This window comes from Polaromonas jejuensis NBRC 106434 (assembly GCF_001598235.1).
GTDB lineage: Bacteria > Pseudomonadota > Gammaproteobacteria > Burkholderiales > Burkholderiaceae_C > Polaromonas > Polaromonas jejuensis.
On sequence record NZ_BCYO01000001.1, the window covers coordinates 119447 to 143352 of the forward strand.

The following is a 23906-nucleotide window of genomic DNA, read 5'->3' on the forward strand; positions in this document are numbered from 1 at the left end:
GCAAGCATTTTTGCAACTTCGCCACTCAAGGAGACAGCCATGCACCCACGTATGAAACTCGCCCTTTTGGCCTCGACCGTCGCCGCGCTGGGCGCCTGCGCATCCATGTCCTCGATGTCGCAAAACCCGATGAGCTTTTTTGTGACCAGCGTCAACCCGGGCAAGGGCGCCGATCTCGGGGGGCTTGCCGGCGCCGATGCCTACTGCAAGCAGCTCGCCAGCACGGTCAATGCCGGCCGCAAGAACTGGCGCGCCTACCTCAGCACCACGGCCAGCGGCGCCAGCCCGGCCGTCAATGCGCGCGAGCGCATAGGCCGCGGCCCCTGGCAAAACGCCAAGGGCGTGGTGGTGGCGGCCAATGTGGAGGAACTGCATGGCGCCAACATGGTGAACAAGCAGACGGCGCTGACCGAAAAGGGCGAGGTGGTCAGCGGCCGCGGTGACCCGGTCAATATGCACGACATGCTGACCGGCTCCACGCCCGACGGCCGCGTCGCCGTGGCGGCCGGCGACACGACCTGCGGCAACTGGACCCAGAGCGGCGAAGGCTCGGCCATCGTCGGCCATCACGACCGCACCGGCCTGGACGACTCCGCTGCGGCCCATTCCTGGAACGCCTCCCATGCCACGCGCGGCTGCAGCATGGAAGGGCTCAAGACCACCGGCAGCGCCGGGCTGTTCTACTGTTTTGCCGCGAATTGAGCGGCGGGCGATGGCGCTACTGTTTTAGTAGCTGCTTGCGCCCGTGTTGATTGGGCTGGAGCCCTGTTTTTCTTAAGAATTTAGTGCCGACGCTGGTGGGCGGCTCTAGCTCCGAAAACGCCGGCGCGTCAGCGCCAGCGCCACCCAGAAGGCCAGCGCGGTGTAGACCACCAGCACCAGGCCGTGCCGCAGCGGCGCTTGCGGCCACTGGTCCATGAACAGCGGGCGGATGATCTCCACCGCGTTGGTCAGCGGCAGCCAGTCGGAAATGACGCGAACCACCGTGGGCAGCTGCTCGCGCGGGAAAAACACGCCGCTCAGAAACATCATGGGCGTCAGCACCAGCGTGAAGTAGTAGGTGAAAAAATCGTAACCCTTGGCCAGCGCGTTGAAGATCAGCGCAATGCAGGAAAACATCATGCCGACCAGCAGCAGGATAGGCCAGGCCAGCAGCAGCTTGGGGCTGTGGCTGATGCCCAGGGCCAGCATCACGCCCAGGATGGCCGTCACGGTAAACAGCGCCTTGAAGGCCGCCCACAGCATCTCGGCCAGCAGCACGCTGTCCAGGCTGACCGGCGCGTTCATGATGCCGTCCCAGGTTTTTTGCACATGCATGCGCGAAAACGCCGAATACAAGGCTTCGAAGGACGCGGCGTTCATCGCGCTCATGCAAATCGAGCCGCTGGCCAGAAACAGGATGTAGGGGACTCTGGCGGCATCGCCGCCCACGCTGACCTCGCCGACCAGCGCGCCCATGCCGTAACCAAAGGCCACCAGCCACATCAGCGGCTCGGCGATGTTGCCGACCAGGCTGGGAATGGCCAGCTTGCGCCAGACCAGCAGGTTGCGCATGAACACCGGCCACCAGCGGCCCGACAAGTCAGGCGCACGCCAGACCGATTGCTTTTTCATGCTTGCCACCACTTGATGATTTGCCATCACGCATCCTCCCTGATTTGGCGGCCGGTCAGCTTGAGAAACAGGTCTTCCAGGTTGGCGGGGCGGTGCAGCGTGCGCAAGTGGCTGCTGGAAGCCAGACTGGCCAGCAGCGGGCGCGCGTCCTGGGTGTAGAAAAACACGGTTTCACCGCTGACCTCCACGCGCGAGGCCAATGCCCGCAGTGCGGCGTGCTCGGCGGCTCCGGCCAGTGCCAGCGCACCCGCGCCGTAGACCTCCACCACATCGGGCTCCAGATACTCGGCGATCAGCGCCTTGGGCCGGCCTTCGGCGATCTTCCTGCCGTGGTCCAGCACCAGCAGGCGCGAGCACAGGCGTTCGGCCTCGTCCATGAAGTGCGTGGTCAAAAGGATCGACTTGCCCTGTTGCAGCAGCAGCTGCAGGCGCTCCCACATCAGGTGGCGCGCCTGTGGGTCCAGCCCGGTGGTGGGTTCATCGAGCAACAGCAGCTGCGGGTCATTGACCAGTGCTCGCGCCAGGCTCAGGCGGCGGCGCATGCCGCCCGACAGCTCGCCGGGCTTGCTGCGGGCCTTGTGCGACAGCGAGGCAAATTCCAGCAGCTCCGGCACGCGCGCGCGCACCTGCGCCGCCGTCATGCCGAAATAGCGGCCGTAGACCTGCAGGTTTTCGGCGCAGCTGAAGTCCGGGTCCAGGGTGTCGAACTGGGTGACCACCCCGAGTTTGGCCTTGATCGCCAGCGCGTCTTCGGGCATGCGCCGCCCGGCATCTTCGCCGTTCAGATGGAAGGAGATGCGGCCCGCGTCGGGCACGGTCAGGCCCAGGCACATGCGTATGGTGGTGGTTTTGCCGGCACCGTTGGGGCCTATCACGCCCAGGCATTCACCGGGGGCAATCTCAAACGACAGGTCATTGACCACCACGGCGTTGCCATAGTGTTTGCTCAGGCCTTGGACATGGACGAGGGGATGGCGCATGCGGCTATTGTTGCCTATCGAAGGCCATCCATGGCTTGCCTGCGGCCGGCTCAGGCATCTTCGCCGTAGTCGTGGTCAGGGTGATTGACCGTGCCCAGCTTCCAGTAGCCGCGCCCGACAATCCGGCTGCGGTCCACGCCAAGCTCATCGATCAGCAGCCGGCGAATGCGGCGCATGGCGGCGGCCTCGCAGGCCAGGTAGATGCGTGCGTCGGCGGCCGGCGGGCCGGCCAGGCGCAGCGCCGCTTCCAGGGCGCGGCCGGCCTGGGCGTTGTCGGCCCCCCGGGCGACCCACTGCGCATCGACTTGCGCGGCACCGGGCAGCGCGCGCTCTTCCGCGCCGTCCACCACCTCCACCAGCAGGCGCGCATGTGCCGTGGCGGGCAGCCTGGCCAGAATGGTTTCCAGGGCCGGCAGGGCGCTGTCGTCGCCTATCAGCAGGTGCTCGGGCGCTTGCGCCGGCAGCGGGTAGCCGGGGCCCGGCCCCATCAGGTACAGCACCTGGCCGGTCTGGGCCTGTGCCGCCCAGGTCGATGCCGGGCCATCGCCGTGCAGCACAAAGTCCACATCGACTTCCAGCACCTCGGGGCGTACCGCCAGCGGCGTGTAGGTGCGCATCGCGGTGGGGCGGGGGCCGTCGGGCAGTGGACGGTCGGGTTCGGACTGCCCGGGCTCGGGAAAAATCAGCTTCATGTAGCCGGCCGGGTCCTTGACCTCGAAACCCTCCAGTTCCGCCCCCTGGAGCGTGATGCGGCGCATCAGCGGGCTCAGGGTCTGCACGCGGGTGACTTCCACCCGCCGGGGCGGCCGGCGTTTGCGCGGGGGCGGGGCGATGTCGGTGGATGGGCTGGTGTCGGGGGTTTCGGACATGGTGACTTTCGGACGGGCTCCCCATGGGGAACGGGACAGGGCGCTTAAAGGCGGGTTTTGTTGAGAATGATTTTCATGTAAAAGCATTGACCGCTGGCCGGCAGGGGCAAAATGCCGTGTTTGCGGCCCGGCAAGCGCCGTTTCGTTGTGCAGTAAAGTAGCCGGGACTGGACGCCATGCCCGCTGTGCCATGGCCCCATCCGGCGCCGCTTTCCTGGCGCATTTTTTCTTCTCTATTCTCCTCGGCGTATATGACCACCTTCGGTACCCCCTTGTCCCCCCACGCAACCAAAGTCATGCTGCTCGGCTCCGGCGAACTGGGCAAGGAGGTGCTGATTGCGCTGCAGCGCCTGGGCGTGGAAACCATCGCCGTTGACCGCTACGCCAACGCGCCGGGCCAGCAGGTGGCGCACCACGCGCGCACCATCACCATGAGCGACCCCGCGCAGCTCAAGGCCTTGATTGAAAAAGAGCGGCCCCATCTGGTCGTGCCCGAAATCGAGGCGATCGCCACGCCCATGCTGGAGGAACTCGAAGCTCTAGGGGTGGTGCGGGTGATTCCCACGGCACGTGCCGCGCGCCTGACCATGGACCGCGAAGGCATACGCCGCCTCGCCGCGGAAACGCTGAGGCTGCCGACCAGCCCCTATGTGTTCTGCGATTCGCTGCAGGAGCTGCAGGCCGCCATTGATTCCAAAATCGGCTACCCCTGCATCGTCAAACCGGTCATGAGCTCGTCGGGCAAGGGCCAGAGCAAGATTGCCGGACCGGCCGACGTGAAAGCCGCCTGGGATTACGCCATGGCCGGTGGCCGCGTGAGCCATGGCCGCGTGATTGTCGAAGGCTTCATCGATTTTGACTACGAGATCACGCAGCTCACCGTGCGTGCCGTGGGTGAGGGCGGCCACATCGAAACCCATTTTTGCGACCCGATAGGCCACATCCAGGTCAGCGGCGACTATGTGGAAAGCTGGCAGCCGCACCCCATGCGCCCGGCCGCCTTGCAAAAGAGCCGAGAGATCGCCAGGGCCGTGACCGACAACCTCGGCGGCCAGGGTCTGTTTGGCGTCGAGCTGTTTGTCAAGGGCGACGACGTGTGGTTCAGCGAAGTGAGCCCGCGCCCTCACGACACCGGCCTGGTGACCCTGTGCACGCAGTGGCAAAACGAGTTCGAGCTGCATGCGCGCGCCATTCTGGGCCTGCCGGTCAACACCGCGCTAAAGAGCTCGGGCGCCAGCGCCGTGATTTATGGCGGCGTGGACGCCCAGGGCATCGTGTTTGACGGCGTGGCCGAGGCCCTGCAAGTGCCCAATACCGACATTCGCCTGTTCGGCAAGCCCGAGAGCTTCGTCAAGCGCCGCATGGGCGTGGCGCTGGCCTTTGATGCCGATGTCGAGGTGGCGCGCACCCGGGCCAAACTGGCGGCGGCAAAAGTCAGGCCCCGGGTGGCCTGACCTCAGGCCGCCGGACCCAGGATTCATCCCGTCTGCCGCCTGAAGGCCAAGTGGCGAGGCAGCTCAACTGAAAGTGACATCAAGTGCCCTTCAAATCGGGGAAAAATCGTCCTGACTCAAGGGCGCACTTTTTCACAGTACCCCTTAAGCGACAGCGACCTGCCCTATATTGGCCGGTTAAATTGAATAAACTCATCTCAACCCATTTCAAACCAGAGGATCGCAATGACAACCGGAAAATCGAAAATCATTTACACGCTCACTGACGAGGCGCCGCTGCTGGCGACCCATTCCCTGCTGCCCGTCATCCGCACGTTCGCGGCACCGGCCGGCATTGACATCGTCGAGAGCGACATCTCGGTTGCGGCGCGGGTTCTGGCCGAATTCCCCGAGTTCCTCACCGATGCGCAGAAAGTGCCCGACACGCTGGCCGAGCTGGGCCGCCTGACGCAGGACCCCGACACCAACATCATCAAGCTGCCCAACATCAGCGCCTCGGTGGGCCAGCTTGTGAGCGCCATCAAAGAGCTGCAGTCCAAGGGTTTCAACATTCCCGACTACCCCGAAAGCCCCAAGACCGACGAGGAAAAGGCCATTCGCGCGCGCTATGCCCGGTGCATCGGCAGCGCCGTCAACCCGGTGCTGCGCGAAGGCAACTCGGATCGCCGCGCGCCCAAGGCCGTCAAGGAATACGCCCGCAAGAACCCGCACTCGATGGCCGAGTGGAGCCAGGCCTCGCGCACGCACGTCTCGCACATGCACCACGGCGACTTCTACCACGGCGAAAAGTCGCTGACGCTGGACAAGGCCCGCGATGTGAAGATGGAGCTGAGCACCAAGAGCGGCAAGACCATCGTGCTCAAGCCCAAGGTCTCGCTGCTGGCCGGCGAGATCATCGACAGCATGTTCATGAGCAAGAAGGCGCTGCTCGAGTTCTACGAAAAGGAAATCGACGACGCCTTCAAGACCGGCGTGATGTTCTCGCTGCACGTCAAGGCCACGATGATGAAGGTCTCGCACCCCATCGTGTTCGGCCACTGCGTGAAGATTTTCTACAAGGATGCCTTTGCCAAGCACGGCCAGTTGTTTGACGAGCTGGGCGTGAACGTGAACAACGGCATGGCCAACCTGTACGAGCGTATCTCCACCCTGCCGCAAAGCAAGCAGGACGAGATCAAGCGCGACCTGCATGCCTGCCACGAACACCGCCCGGAGCTCGCCATGGTGGACTCGGCCAAGGGCATCACCAACTTCCACTCGCCCAACGACATCATCGTGGACGCCTCCATGCCCGCGATGATCCGCAACGGCGGCAAGATGTGGGGCGCCGATGGACGCCTGAAGGACGTCAAGGCCGTGATGCCCGAATCGACCTTTGCCCGCATCTACCAGGAGATCATCAACTTCTGCAAGTGGCACGGCAACTTCGACCCCAAGACCATGGGCACCGTGCCTAACGTGGGCCTGATGGCTCAGCAGGCCGAGGAATACGGCTCGCACGACAAGACCTTCGAGATCGCCGAAGACGGCGTGGCCAGCATCGTGGACATCGCCACCGGCGAAGTGCTGTTTTCCCAGAACGTCGAAGCCGGCGACATCTGGCGCATGTGCCAGGTCAAGGACGCACCGGTGCGCGACTGGGTCAAGCTGGCCGTGACACGCGCGCGCAACTCGGGCATGCCGGCCGTGTTCTGGCTCGACCCCTACCGCCCGCATGAAAACGAGCTGATCAAGAAGGTCGAGTTGTACCTCAAGGACTACGACCTGGCCGGCCTCGACATCCAGATCATGTCGCAGGTGCGCGCCATGCGCTACACGCTGGAGCGCGTCATCCGCGGCCTGGACACGATCTCGGTGACCGGCAACATCCTGCGCGACTACCTGACCGACCTGTTCCCGATCATGGAGCTGGGCACCAGCGCCAAGATGCTGTCCATCGTGCCCCTGATGGCAGGCGGCGGCATGTACGAAACCGGCGCCGGCGGCTCGGCGCCCAAGCATGTGCAGCAACTGGTGGAAGAAAACCACCTGCGCTGGGACTCGCTGGGCGAGTTCCTGGCGCTGGCCGTGTCGCTGGAAGACCTGGGGCTCAAGACCGGCAACGCCAAGGCAAACCTGCTGGCCAGGACGCTGGACGCCGCCACCGGCAAGCTGCTTGACAACAGCAAAGGCCCCAAGACCCGCACCGGCGAGCTGGACAACCGCGGCAGCCATTTCTACCTGGCCATGTACTGGGCGCAGGCGCTGGCTGAGCAGACGGAAGACAAGGAACTGCAGGCGCATTTCGCGCCGCTGGCCAAGGCGCTGACTGAGCAAGAGGCGCAGATCGTGGCCGAGTTCAATGCGGTGCAGGGCAAGCCGGCGGACATCGGCGGTTACTACCTGCTCGACACGGCGAAGGCCGAGGCCGTCATGCGCCCGAGCGCCACCTTCAATTCAGCATTGAGCGCGGCGCACCTCTAAGCGTCAGGCTGTGCGGATCTGCGCGATGCGGCAGATCCGCACTGGCAGGGCCGCAAGGCCCAGGGAAATCCCCGGAAGCCGCGCCCGTCTAGAGGGCGCAGGCTTCGGCCGGCTTGCTGCCGGCTGGCACGCAGTTCATGAAGGCATGGCTGTCTATCAGCGGGAATTGCCCGGCGTCCGGCAACTGGTAGTGCCACCACTCATTGGGATGGTGCACAAAGCCCGCTTCCAGCATGATGGTGAGCAGGTACATGCGGTTGACCTGGATGGCCGCCGGCAGCGCCGCATGAAAATGGTGGGAAGCGGCGGTCATGGTGTCCACCGGCGTGCCCATGTCGAGCACCTGCCCGTCCGGGCCTGTCAGCGTCAGGTCGACGGCGACGCCCCGCGTGTGGTTGGAGCCCTTGGCCGGGTCTGCGACATAGCCGGGAATGGGCGCGACGGCCCACAGTGCTTCCTGCGCCTCCTGCGGCCGGAATGCATCGAGGATTTTGAGCCGAAAGCCAAACCCCCGGGCGGCCGCGCTGGCCTTGCGCAGGCCCGCTTCAGCCTTGGGGTGCAAAAAGCACAGCGGGTGCTCGTAGATCACCTGGCCGGTGAAGTTGTCCTCGCCGGCGTAGATGAGATCAATTTCTACGTCGTGGGTGTGCTCGGTGATGAGCACGAGGGGGCGCTGGGTTTCCATAAATCCTGAGCGGTCATTTTTGCCAGAACCTGCCATTTAAACACGGACCGCGGCCATGCGAGGGGGGGGAGCGGCCGGGCGGGCATACGGTGCCTCGTGCGATGATCATGGGCATCACAAACGATGATGGTCAAGCCCCACCGAAGGAGTCTGCATGGAACTGCGCCAACTGCGTTATCTGGTCCGGGTGATCGAGCTGGGCAGCATCAGCCGCGCGGCGCTGGACCTGGACATGGTGCAGTCGGCCCTGAGCCAGCAGATCAGCCGCCTGGAGGGCGAGCTGTCGACCCGCCTGCTGCAGCGCAGCCCCAAGGGCGTGGTGCCCACCGAGGCCGGCCTGGCGTTTTTCCGCGAGGCCCAGCTGGTGCTGCGCCATGTGGAGCAGGCCGCCCGCGCGGCGCAGCACTCGCGCCTGTCGGGCAGTGTCAGCGTGGGCATGGCGCCCACCACCGCCGCCGTGCTGGGCCTGCCATTGATGCGGGCCATGCGGGCGCGCTACCCGGATGTCCGCCTGCACATGGTGGAGAGTCTGTCGGGGCATCTCACGGCCATGCTCAACGCGCGCCAGCTGGATCTGGCCGTGCTGTTCAATACCCATGCCGGGCGCCGCTGGAGTGTGCTGCCCCTGCTCGAGGAAAAGCTGTATTTGATCCGGTCGCGCCAGGGGCTGGCGGGGAAGCCCGCCAGCCGCATCCGCGTGGCCCAGCTGGCCGGCATGCCCCTGATCCTGCCCACCGGCACGCATGGTTTGCGCAGCACGCTTGACAGCGCCTTTGCCCGGGCCAAATGCAAACCCACGCTGGTCGCCGAAATCGATTCCCTGGCCATGCTGATGGATGCGGTCGACAGCGGCCTGGGCTGCACGCTGCAACCCTGGGCGGCGGTGAGCCGTTTTGCCGATGCGCCCCAGCGCTTTCATCTGGCGCAAATCACCGACACGCTGGCGCACCGCAGCAACTCGCTGTGCAGCCTGTCCGACGACGAGCTGTCGCCGGCCGCCCTGGCGGCGCGCGTGGTGCTGGCGGACTGCGCGGCCGAGGCGGTGCGCTCGGGCCGTTGGGTCGGCGCACGGCTGGCCGCGGGCTGAAACGTGCCTGACCCGCCTGAACCCCATCACGTTTTGTGATGGCCCCATGCCATGCACCGCCTTCCGCGGGCCGCGCTTCAGCGCTAAATTGCAGCCTTCGACGATTTCTACCCAAGGCCAAGAGGAGGCAACACGATGGATTTGCAACTTGAAGGAAAAACCGCGCTGGTGACCGGCGCCAGCACCGGCATAGGCCGGGGCATTGCGCTCGCGCTGGCTGCCGAGGGCGTCAGGCTGGCGATTTCGGCGCGCCGCACCGCCCTGCTCAACGAGGTCGCCGAAGAAATTGTCAGCCGCGGCGGCCATCGCCCGGTGGTCATTGAGTCCGACCTGTATGCCGAAGACGCCGCCAAAACCCTGACGGGTGCGGCCATGGCCGGGCTGGGTCATGTGGACATCCTGGTCAACAACGCGGGCGGCTCGCGCTCCTTCGCCGACCTGCATGTGGACGAAGACCGCTGGCAGGAAGCCATCACCCTCAACTTCCACCGGCCACGCCAGGTCGCCGATGCGTTGATCGACCAGATGATCGCGCGCAAATGGGGGCGCATCATCAACATCACCGGCAAGAGCGAGCCCGACCATGTCAATGGCGCCTTCTGCGCCAAGGCCGGCATTCACAGCTGGGCCAAGGGCCTGAGCCGCATGATCGGCAAGCATGGCATCACGGTCAACAGCATTCCGCCGGGCCGCATCCATTCGGAGCAGATTTTCCGCAACTACACGCCGGAGTACCGCCAGTGGCAGTGCGAAAACGAAATCCCCATGGGCCGCTATGGCGAGCCGGAAGACATGGCCAACCTGGTGTGTTTTTTATCGTCGCCACTGGCCAGCTACATCACCGGCGCGGTGATTCCGGTCGATGGCGGCCTGCGCCGCTACCAGTTCTAACCACCAGGGTCCGCCAGAGATCCGTCCCCGCAAGGCCCTACCAGGAGACAGCCTCATGATGAACGTTTCAATTTCCCGGCGTACCGTTTTGCAGGCTGCCGCCCTCGGTGCGTCGGTGCTGGCCTTGCCCGGGGCGCGCGCCCAGGCCGCATGGCCGTCCCGGGCCATCCGCTTTGTGGTGCCGTTTGCACCGGGAGGCACCTCGGAAATTGTCGCCCGCTCGGTGGCCGCCGAGCTCAGCAAGCAGCTGGGGCAAAGCGTGTATGTGGACAACAAGCCCGGCGGGGCGGGCACGGTGGCCATGCACGAGGTGGCGAGGTCGGCCCCGGACGGCCACACCCTCATCCTGGGCCATGTGGGCACGCTGGCCGTCAATCCCTACATGCTGAAGAACCAGCCCTATGACGTCAACAAGGATTTCATCCCGGTGACCCTGCTCGCCAAGGTGCCCAACGTCTTTGTGATTCATCCCGATGTCCCGGCCAAAAACTTCGAGGAGTTTGTGGCCTATGCCAAGAAGAATCCCGGCCGGCTCAATTACGGCTCGGCCGGCAATGCCAGCGCCGGCCACCTGGCCATGGAGTACTTGAAGCTGGTCACCGGCATGTTCATCACGCACATTCCCTACCGCGGCACCGGCCCGCAATTGACCGATTTGCTGTCGGGCCGCACCCAGGCCTCGTCGGCGGGCCTGCCCGCCCTGAGCGCCTACATCAAGAGCGGCAGGCTGCGCGCCATCGCCGTGGGGACCACGCAGCGCATCTCCGGCCTTCCCGATGTGCCCACCGTGGCCGAGATGGGGTTCAAGAACTTTGAAACCTCGCAGTGGTACGGCATTCTGGCACCGGCCGGCACGCCCGCAGACGTGGTCAAGCGCCTGCAGGAAGAGTCGCTCAAGGCGCTGAAGTCACCGGCGGTCACGGCCCGCTTCACCTCGGACAACGCGATCAGCGGCGGCGGGCCTTCCAGTGAATTCGCCTCTTTCATCGCGGGCGAGCAAAAAATCTGGAGCGACATCGTCAAGCGCGCCGGCATTCACGCCGATTGACCAGCGACAGGAGTGATTGGCATGGTGGATGTATTGGTCATCGGTGGCGGCAACGCCGCGCTGTGTGCCGCGCTGATGGCTCGCGAAGCCGGCGCCAGCGTGCTGCTGCTCGAAGCTGCGCCGCGTGAATGGCGCGGCGGCAACTCGCAGCACACGCGCAACCTGCGCTGCATGCATGAGGCGCCGCAGGATGTGCTGACCGAGGCCTATCCGGAGGAAGAGTACTGGCAGGACCTGCTCAAGGTCACCGGCGGGCAGACCAACGAGCAGCTGGCCCGGCTGGCGATTCGCGAGTCCTCGCACTGCCGCGGCTGGATGCGCCAGCACGGCGTGCGCTTTCAGCCCTCGCTGTCGGGCACGCTGCACCTGTCGCGCACCAACGCGTTTTTCATGGGCGGCGGCAAGGCGCTGGTCAACGCTTACTACCGCAGTGCCGAGCGCCTGGGCGTGCAGATCCGCTATGAGTCACCGGTAGACCGTCTGGAATTGCGTGCCGGCCGTTTTGTGGCGGCGCACTGCGGTGCGGAGCGCATCGAGGCGCGGGCCTGTGTGGTCGCCAGCGGCGGCTTCGAGTCCAACCGCGAATGGTTGCGTGAGGCCTGGGGCCAGAACGAGGCCGGCGAATGGCCGGCCGACAACTTCGCCATCCGGGGCACGCGCTTCAACATGGGGGTGCTGCTGCGCGACCTGATCGCGCAGGGCGCCGACACCATCGGCGACCCGACGCAAAGCCACTCGGTGGCGATTGACGCACGCGCGCCGCTCTACGACGGCGGAATCTGCACCCGGGTGGACTGTGTCTCACTCGGTATCGTGGTGAACAAACACGCCCAGCGCTTTTACGACGAAGGCGAAGACTTCTGGCCCAAGCGCTACGCCATCTGGGGCCGGCTGGTGGCGCACCAGCCCGGGCAACTGGCGTATTCGGTGATTGACGCCAAGGCCATTGGCCGCTTCATGCCGCCGGTGTTTCCCGGCGAAAAAGCCGATTCGCTGGAGCAGCTGGCGCGCCAGCTGGGCCTGGACGAGCCGGCCTTTATGCGCACGGTGAAGGACTACAACGCGGCCTGCCGTGTCGGCAGCTTTGACCATGCGGTGCTGGACGATTGCCATACCGAGGGCTTGAGCCCTGCCAAGACGCACTGGGCCCGGCCTTTGGACACCGCGCCGTTTTACGGTTACGCGCTAAAGCCCGGCATCACCTTCACCTACCTGGGCATGAAGGTCAATGAACAGGCCGCCGTGCATTTCGGCGGCCAGGCCAGTCCCAACCTGTTTGCCGCCGGCGAAATCATGGCGGGCAATGTGCTGGGCAAGGGCTACACCGCCGGGGTCGGCATGACGATTGGCACGGCGTTTGGCCGCATTGCCGGTGTGCAGGCTGCGCAGGCAGCTATCAAAAATGGAGCAAATTTTGCAACAGCTTGAAGCCCTGACCCGCGACGCCCGCGCGCTGGCACTCGGCGAATTGGCGCTCACACCGTATGAGGCCGAAGTCGGCCGGCAGCTGCAGATCTGCAATGCCTGCCGCTACTGCGAGGGCTTCTGCGCCGTGTTCCCCGCCATGACGCGGCGCCTGGCGTTCGGCCAGGCCGACATCCACTACCTGGCCAACCTGTGCCACAACTGCGGGGCCTGCCTGCATGCCTGCCAGTACGCACCGCCGCACGAGTTTGCCGTCAGCGTGCCGCAGGCCATGGCCCAGGTGCGCGGCCAAACCTACGCCGACTACGCCTGGCCGCCCGCGCTGGGTGCTCTCTACAAGCGCAACGGCCTGACCGTGGCGCTGGCGCTGGCTGCCGGACTGGCGCTGTTCCTGGTGCTGGCGCTGGTGATGAACGGCACGCTCATTCACGCGCCGCTGGCCGGAAACTTCTACGCCATCTTTCCGCATAACCTGCTGGTGGCCATGTTTGCGCCGATTTTCCTGTTTGCCGCGCTGGCCCTGGGCCTGGGCGTGCGCAGGTTCTGGCGCGAAGTGTCGCCGGGGGATGCCCCGGGGGCTGCCGTGGCTGAGGCCGCCGGCAATGCCTTGCGCCTGAAATACCTGGACGGCGGGCACGGCGAGGGCTGCAACGACGCCGACGATGCATTCACGCTGTGGCGGCGGCGTTTTCACCACGCCACCTTCTACGGCTTCATGCTGTGCTTTGCCGCCACCTGCGTGGCCACCGTGTACCACTATGTGTTCAGGTGGTCCGCGTCCTACGGCCTCACCAGCCTGCCGGTGCTGCTGGGCACTGTCGGCGGCATAGGCCTGCTGGTCGGCCCGGCCGGGCTGTTGTGGCTCCATCTGCATCGCCATCCCCAGCAGGGTGACGCCGCGCAAAAGCCCATGGACCGGGGGTTTATCGGGCTGCTGTTCTTCACCAGCCTCACCGGCCTGGCCTTGCTGGCCGGGCGCGACACGGCGGCCATGGCCTTGCTGCTGGCGCTGCACCTGGGCGTGGTGATGGCGCTGTTTGCAACCCTGCCTTACGGCAAGTTCGCCCACGGCATCTACCGCTGCGCGGCGCTGCTGAAATGGGCGATTGAAAAGCGCCAGCCCAACCGCCTGCAGCTGGGCAGCGATTGAGTTTTTAAGAGGAAAGTGCCTCTGGCCCAGAAGCGGCGGTCGCTGCCAGCTATACAAAATATAGCGGCATGGCCGAGTGCCTACTGGAAAGCCACTTCCGAGAAGCTGCGCAGTTTGCGGCTGTGCAGCTGGCTGATGCCGCTGGCGCGCAGCAGTTCAACGGCGCGCATGCCGATGCGCAAATGCTGGTCGACACGCTCGCGGTAAAACTGGTTGGCCATGCCGGGCAGCTTGATCTCGCCGTGCAGCGGCTTGTCGCTCACGCACAGCAAGGTGCCATAGGGCACCCGAAAGCGAAATCCGTTGGCGGCGATCGTGGCGCTTTCCATGTCCAGGGCAACGGCCCGGCTCTGGCTGAAGCGGCGCTGCGGCTGGTTGCCGGGCAGCAACTCCCAGTTGCGGTTGTCGGTCGAGGCCACGGTGCCGGTGCGCATGATGCGCTTGAGGTCAGGGCCTTCGGCGTGGGTTACGTCGGCCACGGCTTTTTCCAGTGCGACCTGGATTTCGGCCAGCGCCGGGATCGGCACCCACAGCGGCAGCTCTTCGTCCAGCACATGGTCTTCGCGCACATAACCATGGGCCAGCACATAGTCGCCCAGCCGCTGGCTGTTGCGCAAGCCGGCGCAGTGGCCGAGCATGATCCAGGCGTGCGGCCGCAGCACGGCGATGTGGTCGGTGATGGTCTTGGCGTTGGCCGGACCCACGCCAATATTGACCATGGTGATGCCGCTGCGGTCCGCGCGCAGCAGGTGGTAGGCCGGCATTTGCGGCAGTCGCGGCGGCGCCGCGCCCACTTCGTCCCCGGCCTCGGCGGGCAGGCCCGCGCGCCGGGTCACCACATTGCCGGGCTCGACAAAGGCGATGTACTCGCTGTCCGGGTCGGCCATGGCCTCGTGGCCCAGGCGCACGAATTCATCGATGTAGAACTGGTAGTTGGTGAACAGCACAAAGTTCTGGAACCAGTCGGGCGAGGTGCCGGTGTAGTGGCGCAGGCGTTGCAGCGAATAGTCCACGCGCGCGGCGGTGAACAGCGACAGCGGCTGCGGCTCCCCGGGAAGCGGGGCGTGGGTGCCGTTGGCGATGCCATCGTCCATGGCGGCCAGGTCGGGCAGGTCAAATACATCGCGCATCAGCAGGCGGCGGGCCGCGCTCATGGTGCCCTCGATGTGGTCGTTTTCGGCAAACGAGAAATGGATGGGAATCGGCTGGGTGCTGGTGCCCACCTCCAGTTCCACATCGTGGTTTTGCAGCAGCAGGCGGAACTGTTCCAGGTAGTAGTCGCCATACAGGTCGGGACGGGTCAGCGTGGTTTCAAAACGGCCGGGGCCGGCGACAAAACCGTAACTCAGCCGGGCGCTGTCGGGGGCGGCCGGGGTGCGCGCCACCGTGTCGGTGTGCAGGCGTACAAAGGGGTAGCAGGCGCGCACATGGCCGGGCAGGGTCTCCCCCGCCACGTAGCGCTGCATGGCATCGCGCAGATGGGCAATTTGCCGGTCGTAAATCGCTCGGACCTGCGCCAGTGCGGCGGCGGGGTCGGTGTAGCGGCTGGGGGCGATGAAAGTGGGCAGGTAGGACATATGGAGTAGGTAGAGGCGTTGGTCAGTCGGGCGTTTTCACGGGTTCGCGCATGGTGACAAATTCTTCCGCGGCCGTGGGGTGGATGCCAATCGTGCTGTCGAAGAGGGCCTTGGTCGCGCCGGCCTTCATGGCCACGGCAAAGCCCTGCACGACTTCACCGGCGTCGGCGCCCACCATGTGCAGGCCGACCACGCGGTCGGTGGCGTCGTCGACCAGCAGCTTCATGAGCGTGCGCTCGGTGCTGCCGCTGAGCGTGTGCTTGAGGGCCTTGAAGTCGCTGCGGTAGACGCTGATCTGGCCGAATTTCTCGCGCGCTTGGGCTTCGGTATAGCCCACGGTGCCGATGTTGGGATGGGTAAACACCGCCGAGGGAATGAACTCGTAGCTCATGTGGCGCGGCTTCTTGCCGGCAGCCGGGCCAAACAGCCGGTCCGCCACCACCATGGCCTCACCCAGCGCCACGGGCGTGAGCTGCAGGCGCGCCGTGACGTCGCCAACGGCGTGAATCGAGGGCACCGAGCTCTGGTACTGCGCATTCACCTGAATCGCCCCGGCGTCATTGACCGCCACGCCCGCGGTGTCCAGGTTGAGTCCGCCGGTCAGGGGCTCGCGGCCCGTCGCATACAGGACGGTGTCGACCACGAAGCTGGCGCCGCCACCTTTGACTTCCACCCGCAGGCCTTCCGCCGTTTTGGTGATGGCGGCGATGTCCGTGTTGAGTTGCAGGTTGACGCCGGCCTTGCTCATCTCGCCGGCAATGAAGGCGCGCACATCATCGTCAAAGCCGCGCAGCACCTGGGCGCCCCGGTAGGCCTGCGTGACCTGGGCGCCCAGCCCGTTGAAGATGGAGGCGAATTCGCAGGCAATGTAGCCGCCGCCCACCACCAGCAGGCGCTTGGGGAAGGGCGTCAGGTCAAAGATCTCGTTGGAGGTGATGACATGCTCGCGGCCGGGTACTTCGGGGACGCTGGGCGTGCCGCCGGTGGCAATCAGGATGTGGCGGGCGCTGTAGTGCTTGCCGCCCACGTCCACCGTGTGCTTGTCCGCCAGCGTGGCCCAGTCTTCAATGATCTGCACGCCCGAGCTCCTGAGCAGCTGGATATAAATGCCGTTGAGCCGTGAAATTTCGCGTGCGCGGTTGGCCTTGAGCGCCTCCCAGTCCAGTGTGGGCGCCTCGCCGACCCAGCCAAATCCATGGGACTCTTCAAAACTCTCGGCGTAGTGGGCGGCATAGCTGTAAAGCTTCTTCGGGATGCAGCCCACGTTGACGCAGGTGCCGCCCATGGCCGCCACTTCGGCCAGCGCCACGCGGGCGCCGCGCTGCGCGGCCATGCGTGCGGCGCGCACGCCGCCACTGCCCCCGCCGATGACGAAAAGATCAAAGTCAAAAGCCGGCATATGTTTTTTTTCCTTTCAGGACTGGAATTCCTGGAGTTCCTTTTTGATCCACTCGATGAACACCCGGGTGCGCATGGGCAGCAGCCGGGCGTGCGGGTAGACCACGTTGATCGGGTGCCTCGGCGGCTCAAAATCCTCCAGCACGGTGCGCAACTGCCTGCTCCGCAAAAAAGGCGCCACCTGGTAAGAGAAAAAAGAGCCCAAGCCCGCACCCGCCGCGCAAGCCGCCACCGCCGGAGCGATCTGGTTGAACTCCAGATTACCACTGACGGCCAGGCGCAGTTGCCGGCCCTGGTCATTGAACGGCCCCCATGTGGGGGTATGGTCGGTCACGCGCACGCAGTTGGCTTTCAGCAGGTCCTTGGGATGTCGAGGCACGCCGTGGCGCCGCAGCCAGGCGGGGCTGGCCACCACCAGGCGCCGGATATGCCCGACGTTCTGCGCCACCAGGCTGGAGTCTTCGGGCTCGCCAATGCGAATGCCCACGTCAATGCCTTCTTCCAGCAGGTTGACCACGCGGTCCAGCAGCACCATGCTGCAACGCATCTTCTCGTGCTGCTGCACAAAGCGCGTCACGGCAGGCGCCACATGCATCTGCCCGAACAGCATGGGCGCGGTGATGGTCAGATGGCCTGCCGGTTCCGCCGCTTCGGCCGTCAGCGCCGCCTCGGCATCGGCGAGTGCGGCCAGCACTTGCCGGCAGCTCTCCAGGTGGCGCCGGCCTTCTTCGGTCAGTGAAATGCGCCGCGTGGTCCGGTTGAAGAGGCGCACGCCCAGTTGCGCCTCGAAGCCGGCCAGTGTGCGCACCATGGCCGGCAGCGACGATTCCATGACCCGGGCCGCGGCGGTGAGGCTGCCTTCTTCGGCAATATGAATAAAGGCCTGCATGGCCCTGAGCTTGTCCATGGCGGGGATGTTACTTCTATTCATCCATTCAGTGGATTGGTTAAATGCGTCACAAGCTATTTATTCAGAATAACGGATCAAACAGAATCCAGCCTTCCAGATCAACTCCCCGAAAGACCCGCATGAACACCACCGCCACTTCAACCCCCAGCGCGGGCCGCAAGGCCCTTCCCGCGCAGCCCATCACGCTGTACCGCTCCGCCATTTCAGGCCACTCCCACCGGGTGGAGCTGTTCCTGTCCCTGCTCGGCCTGCCGTTTGAGCGGGTGGATATCGACCTGGCGGCCGGGGCCCACAAAACGCCGGCCTTCCTGGCCATGAATGCCTTCGGCCAGGTGCCGGTGATTCAGGACGGCGAGGTCACCCTGGCCGACTCCAACGCCATCCTTGTCTACCTCACCGGGCGCTATGCCGTCGATGCGGACCAGTGGCTGCCTGGGGAGCCGCTGGCCGCCGCCGCCGTGCAGCGCTGGTTGTCGGTGGCCGCCGGCCAGCTGGCATTCGGGCCCGCTGTGGCGCGCGTGATCCAGCTGTTCAAGCGACCCGACAGCCCGGATGCCGCCGTGGCCCGTGCCCACGCTCTTTTTGCGGTGATGGAGCAACAGCTTGGGCAGTCCGCGTTCCTCACCGGCAGCACGCCCACGCTGGCCGACATTGCCAACTACAGCTACGCCGCCCATGCCCCCGAGGGCAATGTGTCACTGCAGGCCTACCCCCGGTTGCGTGCCTGGCTGGCCCGCATTGAGGCGCTGCCACGCTTTGTGCCCATGGTCAAAACCCCCATCGGGCTGGCGGTGTGAACGCTCCCACCTTTCACGAAGGCGAGCGCGCGGTGCAGGCGCGCGTGGGCGTGCGGGAGCGGCTGGAGCAGATGGGCCCGCGCGTCATCCGGGACTTCATGCCGGACCAGCACCGCGCGTTCTTTGAGCAACTGCCGTTTGTGCTTGCCGGCACGGTGGATGCGGGCGGCCAGCCCTGGGCCTCGGTGCTGGCGCAGCCGCCGGGCTTCATCCGCTCGCCCGACCCGCAGCACCTGCTGCTGCGGGCGCGGCCTCTGCGGGGCGATCCCCTGCAGGACACGCTGGCGGACGGCGCGCCCATAGGCCTTTTGGGCATCGAGCCGCACACGCGGCGGCGCAACCGCATGAATGGCGTGGTGCAGGGTGTGAATGCCTCGGGGTTTGGGGTGGCGCTGAGCCAGAGCTTCGGCAACTGCCCCAAATACATCCAGGCTCGCGAGCCGGTGTATGTGAAAGAGCACCTTTCCATCCAACCGGCTGTACACACCGCGACGCAACTGGATGATGCCGCGCGCCGCATGGTTGCCGCGGCCGACACGCTGTTCATCGCCACCGCGTATGCCGGAGACAGCGCGCAGGCGGGCCGGGCCGCTGGTGTGGATGTCTCGCACCGCGGCGGCAAGCCCGGCTTTGTGCGGGTGGATGCCGACGACACCCTCACCGTGCCGGATTTCATCGGCAATTTTTTCTTCAACACCTTGGGCAATATTGCGGTCAACCCGCGCGCCGGGCTGCTGTTCATCGACTTCGACCGCGGCGACCTGTTGTACCTCGCCGTCACCGCCGACATCATCTGGGACGGGCCCGAGGTGCGGTCCTTCGCCGGGGCGCAGCGCCTGCTGCGTTTCAAGGTGCAATCGATGCGGCGCGTGGAGAACTCACTGCCCCTGCGTTGGGGTGAGGCGGAGCTGCCACCCTAGAAACGGCAGTTGACCGCTTATCACTGTCTCGCCGGCCGCATGGATGCTGACGTTGGCGGCTTCGATGGCGTTCACCCGCGTGGTGAACAGCGCTATGCACCCGCCAGCACCGCGCTCGACGCACCATGCGGCGTTGCTCCTCCTTGCGCACAGGAGTGCGCCGCGTCGTCTCGCCTTGCTTGGCACGCCGATCACGGCACTGGCGGGCGCATCCAACTGCCGTTTCTAGGGTCACCGGTGCTGGAGACCACCGGCGCCTGGAACGCCTGGAAATGAGGGCCTGACCTGCAACGTTGACGCGAACTCAGCCGATGGCTTCCATCGCGAGCTCGCGCTCCAGCCAGGCGCGAAACTTCTGCACGGCCGGGCGCTCTGCGCCGTGCACTGAGGTGACGATGCGGTAGCCCATGCCTTCGACCGTCTGGCCGGGTAGCACCACCTTGAGCTGGCCGCTCCTGAGCAGCGGCAGCACCAGCGGCGTGCGCCCTATGGCGATGCCGGCGCCCTGCACGGCGGCGGTCAGCACATGTTCGTACTGCGAGAAATAGAGGCAGGGCTGTTGGGTCGACTGCTTGAGGCCCAGCCGCTCATACCAGGCCGTCCACGACATCCAGGAAAAGCGCGTGGCCGGGTCGTAATACACGAGCAGCGGCGTGCGCAGGATGCCGTCGGCCGTTTCGATGCGCGCCGCGACGGCCGGCGCCGCCACCAGCAGGGCTTGTTCCTGCAGCAGGGGCGGCGGGCCTTCGCCGCCGGGTAGCGGCGGGCTCAGCCGCACGGCCAGGTCCATGCCTTCGCGTTCCAGGTTCACCCGCGCTTCCGAGGCGTCAACGCGCACGTCGATGGCAGGCTCCAGCTGCTGGAACTTCGCAAGCTTGGGCGCCAGCCACAGCGCGGCAAATGACGGCGTGGTGGTGACCGACACCGACACCCTGTCCACCGCCAGCAGGCGGTCCACGGCCGAGGCCAGTTGCGCCAGCGAGGCACGGGCCGCCTCAAAGAGCTGGCGGCCCTCGGGCGTGAGGCTCAATCCTTTTCCGCCGCGCAGGAACAGCGCCGTGCCCAGCGCATCTTCCAGGCTTTTGACCTGCTTGCTCACGGCCGACTGCGTGATGAACAGCTCTTCGGCCGCGGCGGTGAAACTCAGGTGGCGCGCGGCCGACTCGAAGCCGCGTATCGCATCAAGCGACATGGCGCGCAGTGCACTGGAGGAAGAAGGGCTCAGCATGGCATGAATGATTGGAATACCCCGGATGACAAACCATCCGGCCGCGCGGGCCGGAACCAGGAAAGAATCAAACCACACTTTCCAGGGAGATCGCCATGCTTGCCCCGCAAACCCCGCTGAAGCTCGGGTCCATCCCGAAACCCCTGCGCCTGCGGCGCGGCCAGGTCCTGAGCTGCGCCGGGGGCTGCCTCTGGATCACCAGCGATGCGCTGGCCGGGCGCCGGGACAGCGACGTCGTGCTGGAGAGCGGCCAGTCCTTTGTCACGCCGCAGGCCGCGACCTACTTTGTTGGCGCCCCGCGCGGTTACGGCGTCCTGTCATTTTTATCCCCCGACACCCCTGCCCGAAACCCTCTGGAGACAACATGCTGATAGAAACCGAACGCCATGGCCAACACGTGGTGTTGACCTTGAACCGCCCCGAAAAACTCAACGCCCTGAGTTATGAGCTCATTGACGAACTCATGGACCGGCTCGATGCGCTGGAGCGTGACGAGACGGTGCGCTGCCTGGTGCTGACCGGCCGGGGGGACAGGGCTTTCTCTGCGGGTGCCGACATCGCGGGCTTTGCGCCCGACGTCGCCGCTTCACCCGAGACGGCGTACCGCAACTTCGTCATGCGCGGCCAGGCCATGACGCGGCGCATCGAGAACTATCCCAAACCCATCATCGCGGCCGTCAACGGCATCGCCTTCGGCGGCGGCTGTGAAACCATGGAGGCCTGCAGCCTGGCGATTGCAGCGGAGCACGCCACCTTTGCCAAGCCCGAAATCCGGCTGGGCTTTCCGCCGCCGTTCGGCGGCACGCAGCGCCTGCCGCGCCACATAGGCCGCAAGCGCGCCAATGAAATGATCCTGACCGGAGAGGCCGTCAGCGCGGAAGAGGCGCTGCTGATCGGGCTCATCAACCATGTGGCGCCGGCGCAGGACCTGCTGCCGGCCTGCCTGCGCATGGCGGACCTGATTGCCGCCAACTCGGCTGTCGCCGTCACGGCCTCGTTGCGCGCCGTCACACGCGGCCTCAACGTTTCCATCGACGAAGGCCTGGCGATCGAGGCCGCGCAGTTCATGATCGCCTCAGCCTCGCCTGATGCGAGGGAAGGCACGGCCGCCTTTGTGGAGGGGCGGCGGCCGGTGTTTCGCCATCGCTGAGGAGGCTTTGCACAGGCTGGCGCGATGGGCCGTGCGATATCCTCTCGCTCTCGAATAGGCAAGCCCCTCAAATCCGGCGTGTGCAGTCTTCGGGGCGCACCGCCGCCATGATGGCGTCTATCAGATGCTGTGAGAACGCATCACCCAGTGCGCTGAGCGGTGCTTTCTCCAGCGAGGCAATGCCCAACTGGTAGGCGATGCGGGGGCGAAACGGGCGGCTGACGAAATTCATGTCCCGGCAATAGCTGGCCAGCAGCGCATTGACGATGGATACCCCCAGGCCCTGCGCCACGAAACCGCAGGCCACCCCCACGGAATGAACTTCGGCAGCGACGCGCGGCAGTACGCGGGCCTGCCGGAAGGCCATGTCGATCTCGTGGCGGATCAGGCGCTGGCGGCCCAGCAGGATCAGCGAGACGTCGATGAGGTCAAGCACGCCGACAGTTTCCAGTTTCTCCAGGGGGTGCCCCCGGGGCATGATGCAGACGGCCTCCGATTCCAGACAGGCCGTCGCCTTGAGGCCCGCCATCTCCACCGGCAACCTGACCAGCCCCATGTCGGCTTCGCGGCTCAGTACGGCCCGCTCCGCGTCGGAATAGGAGCCGGACAGCACTTCCAGCACCACGCCCGGATGCTGGCGCACGAAGCTGGCCACCACGGACGGCATGAGTTGCTGGGACAGGGTGCCTGGCACGGCCACTTTCAGCAACGGGCGGTTGAACCCGCCCAGACGGAGCTGTTCGCTGTGCCGTCGAAAGCATTGCGCGGAATCGACCAGGCCCTGGGCATCCTGAAGCAGAGCTTGGGCCTCGTTCGTGGGGACCAGCCGTCCTTTTTCGCGGACAAACAGGCGCAGGCCGAGATCTTCTTCAAACTGGGCCAGCAGGCGGCTGACGGCGGATTGCGACAGGTCCAGGCGTTGCGCTGCACCCGTCGTCGAGCCCGACGCCATGATGGCCTGGAAAGCTTCGAGTTGTTTGAAGTTCATGGCGGCACAAGCCCGGTTGGAGATTCGCTTCACCGACCACCCTTTCGCGCCGGTTTGACCATGCTATTGCGCCCATGAGCACACCGCAATTTCTCCGCGAATCGCATAGCGCAATGCGAATTCATCATACCGTTGCGGGTCCGAAGCGCGCGCACCAGAATCCCTACTCAACAAGCTTGCGTCGAACTCCCGTTAACCTGGCCGGAGCACTGTTTTCATGAAAATCCCTGCCCTGAGTTCCGGCATCCGTCACCGCTTTTGATTTCGCCGCCACCTTTTTTCCTCTACTGGAGCAGACTTTCATGAGCAGACGTCATTTCTTGCGGGTCGCTGCACTCGCCACTTTCGCCGGCCTGGCCGTCCCGGGCGTGCAGGCCGCCGGCTATCCCGACAAGCCCGTGCACATCATCATTCCGTTTCCGGCGGGCGCCGCGGCGGACAACGCCATGCGCGTGGTCACGCGCAAGCTCTCCGAGTACTGGGGCCAGGCGGTCATCGTCGACAACCGTCCAGGCATTCCGGGCATGCAAGCTGCGGCAACGGCCCCGGCGGACGGGTACACGCTGGTGCTCGGCGCCGGCTCCGGCATCGTAACCACGCCGCTGTTGATGAGCAAGCTGTCGTACAGCCCGTCCAGGGATTTCGCTCCGGTGGGCAAAGTGCTGACCAACACCCCGGTGCTGACCATCCATCCTTCGATGGGCGTGAAATCGGTCAAGGAGCTTATTGCACTGGCGAAAAGCAAACCCGGCACGCTCAACTACAGCTCCAGCGGCACGGGCGGCCCGAGTCACCTGGCCATGGAGATGTTTCTGGCGATGACCGGCACCGAGATGGTCCATGTGCCGTACAAAGGTGCCGCACCATCGGTATCGGAGCTCGTCGGCGGCCATGTCCAGCTGGGCATCAACGCGGTGCCGAGCGTGGTCCAGTACATCAAAACCGGCAAGCTCACGGCCCTGGCCGTGGCCAGCACCAAGCGGTCCAGTGCGCTGACCCACATTCCCACCATGGCCGAGTCGGGCGTGCCGGGTTTTGAATACGACATCTGGTATGGCCTGTTTGCGCCGGCCCGCACGCCGGCCGACCTCATCGGCAAGGTCAGCGCAGACCTGCAGCGCGCGCTGCGCGACCCCGAGGTGGCGAAGCAACTGGTGACGCAAGGCAGCGAGCCTGCGCCGAGCAGCGCGCAGGAACTGGCCCAGTACATCAGGGACGACACGGTGCGCTGGACCAAGGTGATCAATGAACGCAGGCTCAAACTCGACTAGC

Annotated in this window: 22 protein-coding genes; 13 read left to right on the forward strand and 9 right to left on the reverse strand. The window is 65.5% G+C overall.

Annotation, left to right across the window (positions count from 1 at the left end; translation table 11 throughout):
- Window positions 1-39: 39 nt before the first annotated feature.
- Window positions 40-702, forward strand: a complete 663-nt coding sequence (locus PJE01S_RS00575; RefSeq protein WP_245660512.1) for a hypothetical protein — start codon at window positions 40-42, stop codon at window positions 700-702.
- A gap of 105 nt (window positions 703-807) precedes the next feature.
- Here the strand turns inward: PJE01S_RS00575 and PJE01S_RS00580 are convergent, their stop codons facing one another.
- Genes PJE01S_RS00580 through PJE01S_RS00590 form a run of 3 tightly spaced genes read right to left on the reverse strand, consistent with a single transcriptional unit; the run spans window position 808 to window position 3463 of the window.
- On the reverse strand, window positions 808-1641 hold the full coding sequence (locus PJE01S_RS00580) for an ABC transporter permease (protein ID WP_377371984.1): 834 nt from the start codon (window positions 1639-1641) through the stop codon (window positions 808-810).
- A complete protein-coding gene (locus PJE01S_RS00585) occupies window positions 1641-2594 on the reverse strand; it encodes an ATP-binding cassette domain-containing protein (protein ID WP_068831199.1) in 954 nt (317 codons plus the stop codon). Before PJE01S_RS00585 ends, PJE01S_RS00580 begins: the two co-directional genes overlap by 1 nt.
- A gap of 50 nt (window positions 2595-2644) precedes the next feature.
- Window positions 2645-3463: a siderophore-interacting protein gene (locus tag PJE01S_RS00590; protein ID WP_068831200.1), complete on the reverse strand. Its 819-nt coding sequence runs from the start codon at window positions 3461-3463 to the stop codon at window positions 2645-2647.
- 251 nt (window positions 3464-3714) lie between these two features.
- Between PJE01S_RS00590 and purT the strand changes: the two genes are divergently transcribed.
- Both purT and PJE01S_RS00600 read left to right on the forward strand, forming a co-directional pair.
- The gene (gene purT / locus PJE01S_RS00595; protein ID WP_068831201.1) at window positions 3715-4917 is read left to right on the forward strand and encodes a formate-dependent phosphoribosylglycinamide formyltransferase; all 1203 of its coding nucleotides are present in this window, start codon (window positions 3715-3717) and stop codon (window positions 4915-4917) included.
- Between the two features lie 225 nt (window positions 4918-5142).
- The gene (locus PJE01S_RS00600; protein WP_068831202.1) at window positions 5143-7380 is read left to right on the forward strand and encodes an NADP-dependent isocitrate dehydrogenase; all 2238 of its coding nucleotides are present in this window, start codon (window positions 5143-5145) and stop codon (window positions 7378-7380) included.
- A gap of 88 nt (window positions 7381-7468) precedes the next feature.
- On the opposite strand, the gene ddpX is transcribed toward PJE01S_RS00600, so the two are convergent.
- Window positions 7469-8065, reverse strand: coding sequence for a D-alanyl-D-alanine dipeptidase (gene ddpX, locus PJE01S_RS00605; RefSeq protein WP_068831203.1), 597 nt, complete (start codon window positions 8063-8065; stop codon window positions 7469-7471).
- Between the two features lie 154 nt (window positions 8066-8219).
- On the opposite strand from ddpX, the gene PJE01S_RS00610 reads away from it, so the two are divergent.
- From PJE01S_RS00610 to tcuB, 5 genes are all read left to right on the forward strand, one after another.
- The gene (locus PJE01S_RS00610) at window positions 8220-9152 is read left to right on the forward strand and encodes a LysR family transcriptional regulator (protein WP_068831204.1); all 933 of its coding nucleotides are present in this window, start codon (window positions 8220-8222) and stop codon (window positions 9150-9152) included.
- A gap of 135 nt (window positions 9153-9287) precedes the next feature.
- Window positions 9288-10043, forward strand: a complete 756-nt coding sequence (locus PJE01S_RS00615) for an SDR family NAD(P)-dependent oxidoreductase (RefSeq protein ID WP_068831205.1) — start codon at window positions 9288-9290, stop codon at window positions 10041-10043.
- Between the two features lie 55 nt (window positions 10044-10098).
- Window positions 10099-11091: a Bug family tripartite tricarboxylate transporter substrate binding protein gene (locus PJE01S_RS00620; RefSeq protein ID WP_068831206.1), complete on the forward strand. Its 993-nt coding sequence runs from the start codon at window positions 10099-10101 to the stop codon at window positions 11089-11091.
- A 21-nt stretch (window positions 11092-11112) separates the two neighbouring features.
- Entirely contained in the window at window positions 11113-12519 is a 1407-nt protein-coding gene (tcuA, locus tag PJE01S_RS00625; RefSeq protein ID WP_068831207.1) for an FAD-dependent tricarballylate dehydrogenase TcuA, read from the forward strand.
- Window positions 12506-13666, forward strand: coding sequence for a tricarballylate utilization 4Fe-4S protein TcuB (gene tcuB, locus PJE01S_RS00630; RefSeq protein ID WP_068831533.1), 1161 nt, complete (start codon window positions 12506-12508; stop codon window positions 13664-13666). Before tcuA ends, tcuB begins: the two co-directional genes overlap by 14 nt.
- Before the next feature lie 80 nt (window positions 13667-13746).
- On the opposite strand, the gene PJE01S_RS00635 is transcribed toward tcuB, so the two are convergent.
- Genes PJE01S_RS00635 through PJE01S_RS00645 form a run of 3 tightly spaced genes read right to left on the reverse strand, consistent with a single transcriptional unit; the run spans window position 13747 to window position 17548 of the window.
- On the reverse strand, window positions 13747-15243 hold the full coding sequence (locus tag PJE01S_RS00635; protein WP_068831208.1) for an AMP nucleosidase: 1497 nt from the start codon (window positions 15241-15243) through the stop codon (window positions 13747-13749).
- Window positions 15244-15265: 22 nt separating this feature from the next.
- On the reverse strand, window positions 15266-16642 hold the full coding sequence (gene gorA, locus PJE01S_RS00640) for a glutathione-disulfide reductase (protein WP_068831209.1): 1377 nt from the start codon (window positions 16640-16642) through the stop codon (window positions 15266-15268).
- Between the two features lie 15 nt (window positions 16643-16657).
- Window positions 16658-17548, reverse strand: coding sequence for a LysR family transcriptional regulator (locus PJE01S_RS00645; protein ID WP_068831210.1), 891 nt, complete (start codon window positions 17546-17548; stop codon window positions 16658-16660).
- Between the two features lie 122 nt (window positions 17549-17670).
- Between PJE01S_RS00645 and PJE01S_RS00650 the strand changes: the two genes are divergently transcribed.
- Together PJE01S_RS00650 and PJE01S_RS00655 are read left to right on the forward strand one after the other, a co-directional pair.
- Window positions 17671-18348, forward strand: a complete 678-nt coding sequence (locus tag PJE01S_RS00650) for a glutathione S-transferase family protein (protein WP_068831211.1) — start codon at window positions 17671-17673, stop codon at window positions 18346-18348.
- A complete protein-coding gene (locus PJE01S_RS00655; protein WP_068831212.1) occupies window positions 18345-19268 on the forward strand; it encodes a pyridoxamine 5'-phosphate oxidase family protein in 924 nt (307 codons plus the stop codon). Before PJE01S_RS00650 ends, PJE01S_RS00655 begins: the two co-directional genes overlap by 4 nt.
- A 304-nt stretch (window positions 19269-19572) precedes the next feature.
- Here the strand turns inward: PJE01S_RS00655 and PJE01S_RS00660 are convergent, their stop codons facing one another.
- Entirely contained in the window at window positions 19573-20496 is a 924-nt protein-coding gene (locus tag PJE01S_RS00660) for a LysR substrate-binding domain-containing protein (protein WP_068831534.1), read from the reverse strand.
- A gap of 95 nt (window positions 20497-20591) precedes the next feature.
- Here PJE01S_RS00660 and PJE01S_RS00665 point away from each other — a divergent pair, with 95 nt between their 5' ends.
- A complete protein-coding gene (locus tag PJE01S_RS00665) occupies window positions 20592-20867 on the forward strand; it encodes a DUF2917 domain-containing protein (protein ID WP_068831213.1) in 276 nt (91 codons plus the stop codon).
- Window positions 20861-21646: a crotonase/enoyl-CoA hydratase family protein gene (locus PJE01S_RS00670; RefSeq protein WP_068831214.1), complete on the forward strand. Its 786-nt coding sequence runs from the start codon at window positions 20861-20863 to the stop codon at window positions 21644-21646. The genes PJE01S_RS00665 and PJE01S_RS00670 overlap by 7 nt, the downstream gene beginning before the upstream one ends.
- Window positions 21647-21713: 67 nt before the next feature.
- On the opposite strand, the gene PJE01S_RS00675 is transcribed toward PJE01S_RS00670, so the two are convergent.
- Entirely contained in the window at window positions 21714-22634 is a 921-nt protein-coding gene (locus tag PJE01S_RS00675; RefSeq protein WP_068831215.1) for a LysR family transcriptional regulator, read from the reverse strand.
- Window positions 22635-22936: 302 nt separating this feature from the next.
- Here PJE01S_RS00675 and PJE01S_RS00680 point away from each other — a divergent pair, with 302 nt between their 5' ends.
- Complete coding sequence (locus PJE01S_RS00680; RefSeq protein WP_068831216.1) at window positions 22937-23905, forward strand: Bug family tripartite tricarboxylate transporter substrate binding protein; 969 nt, start codon at window positions 22937-22939, stop codon at window positions 23903-23905.
- Window position 23906 lies beyond the last annotated feature (1 nt).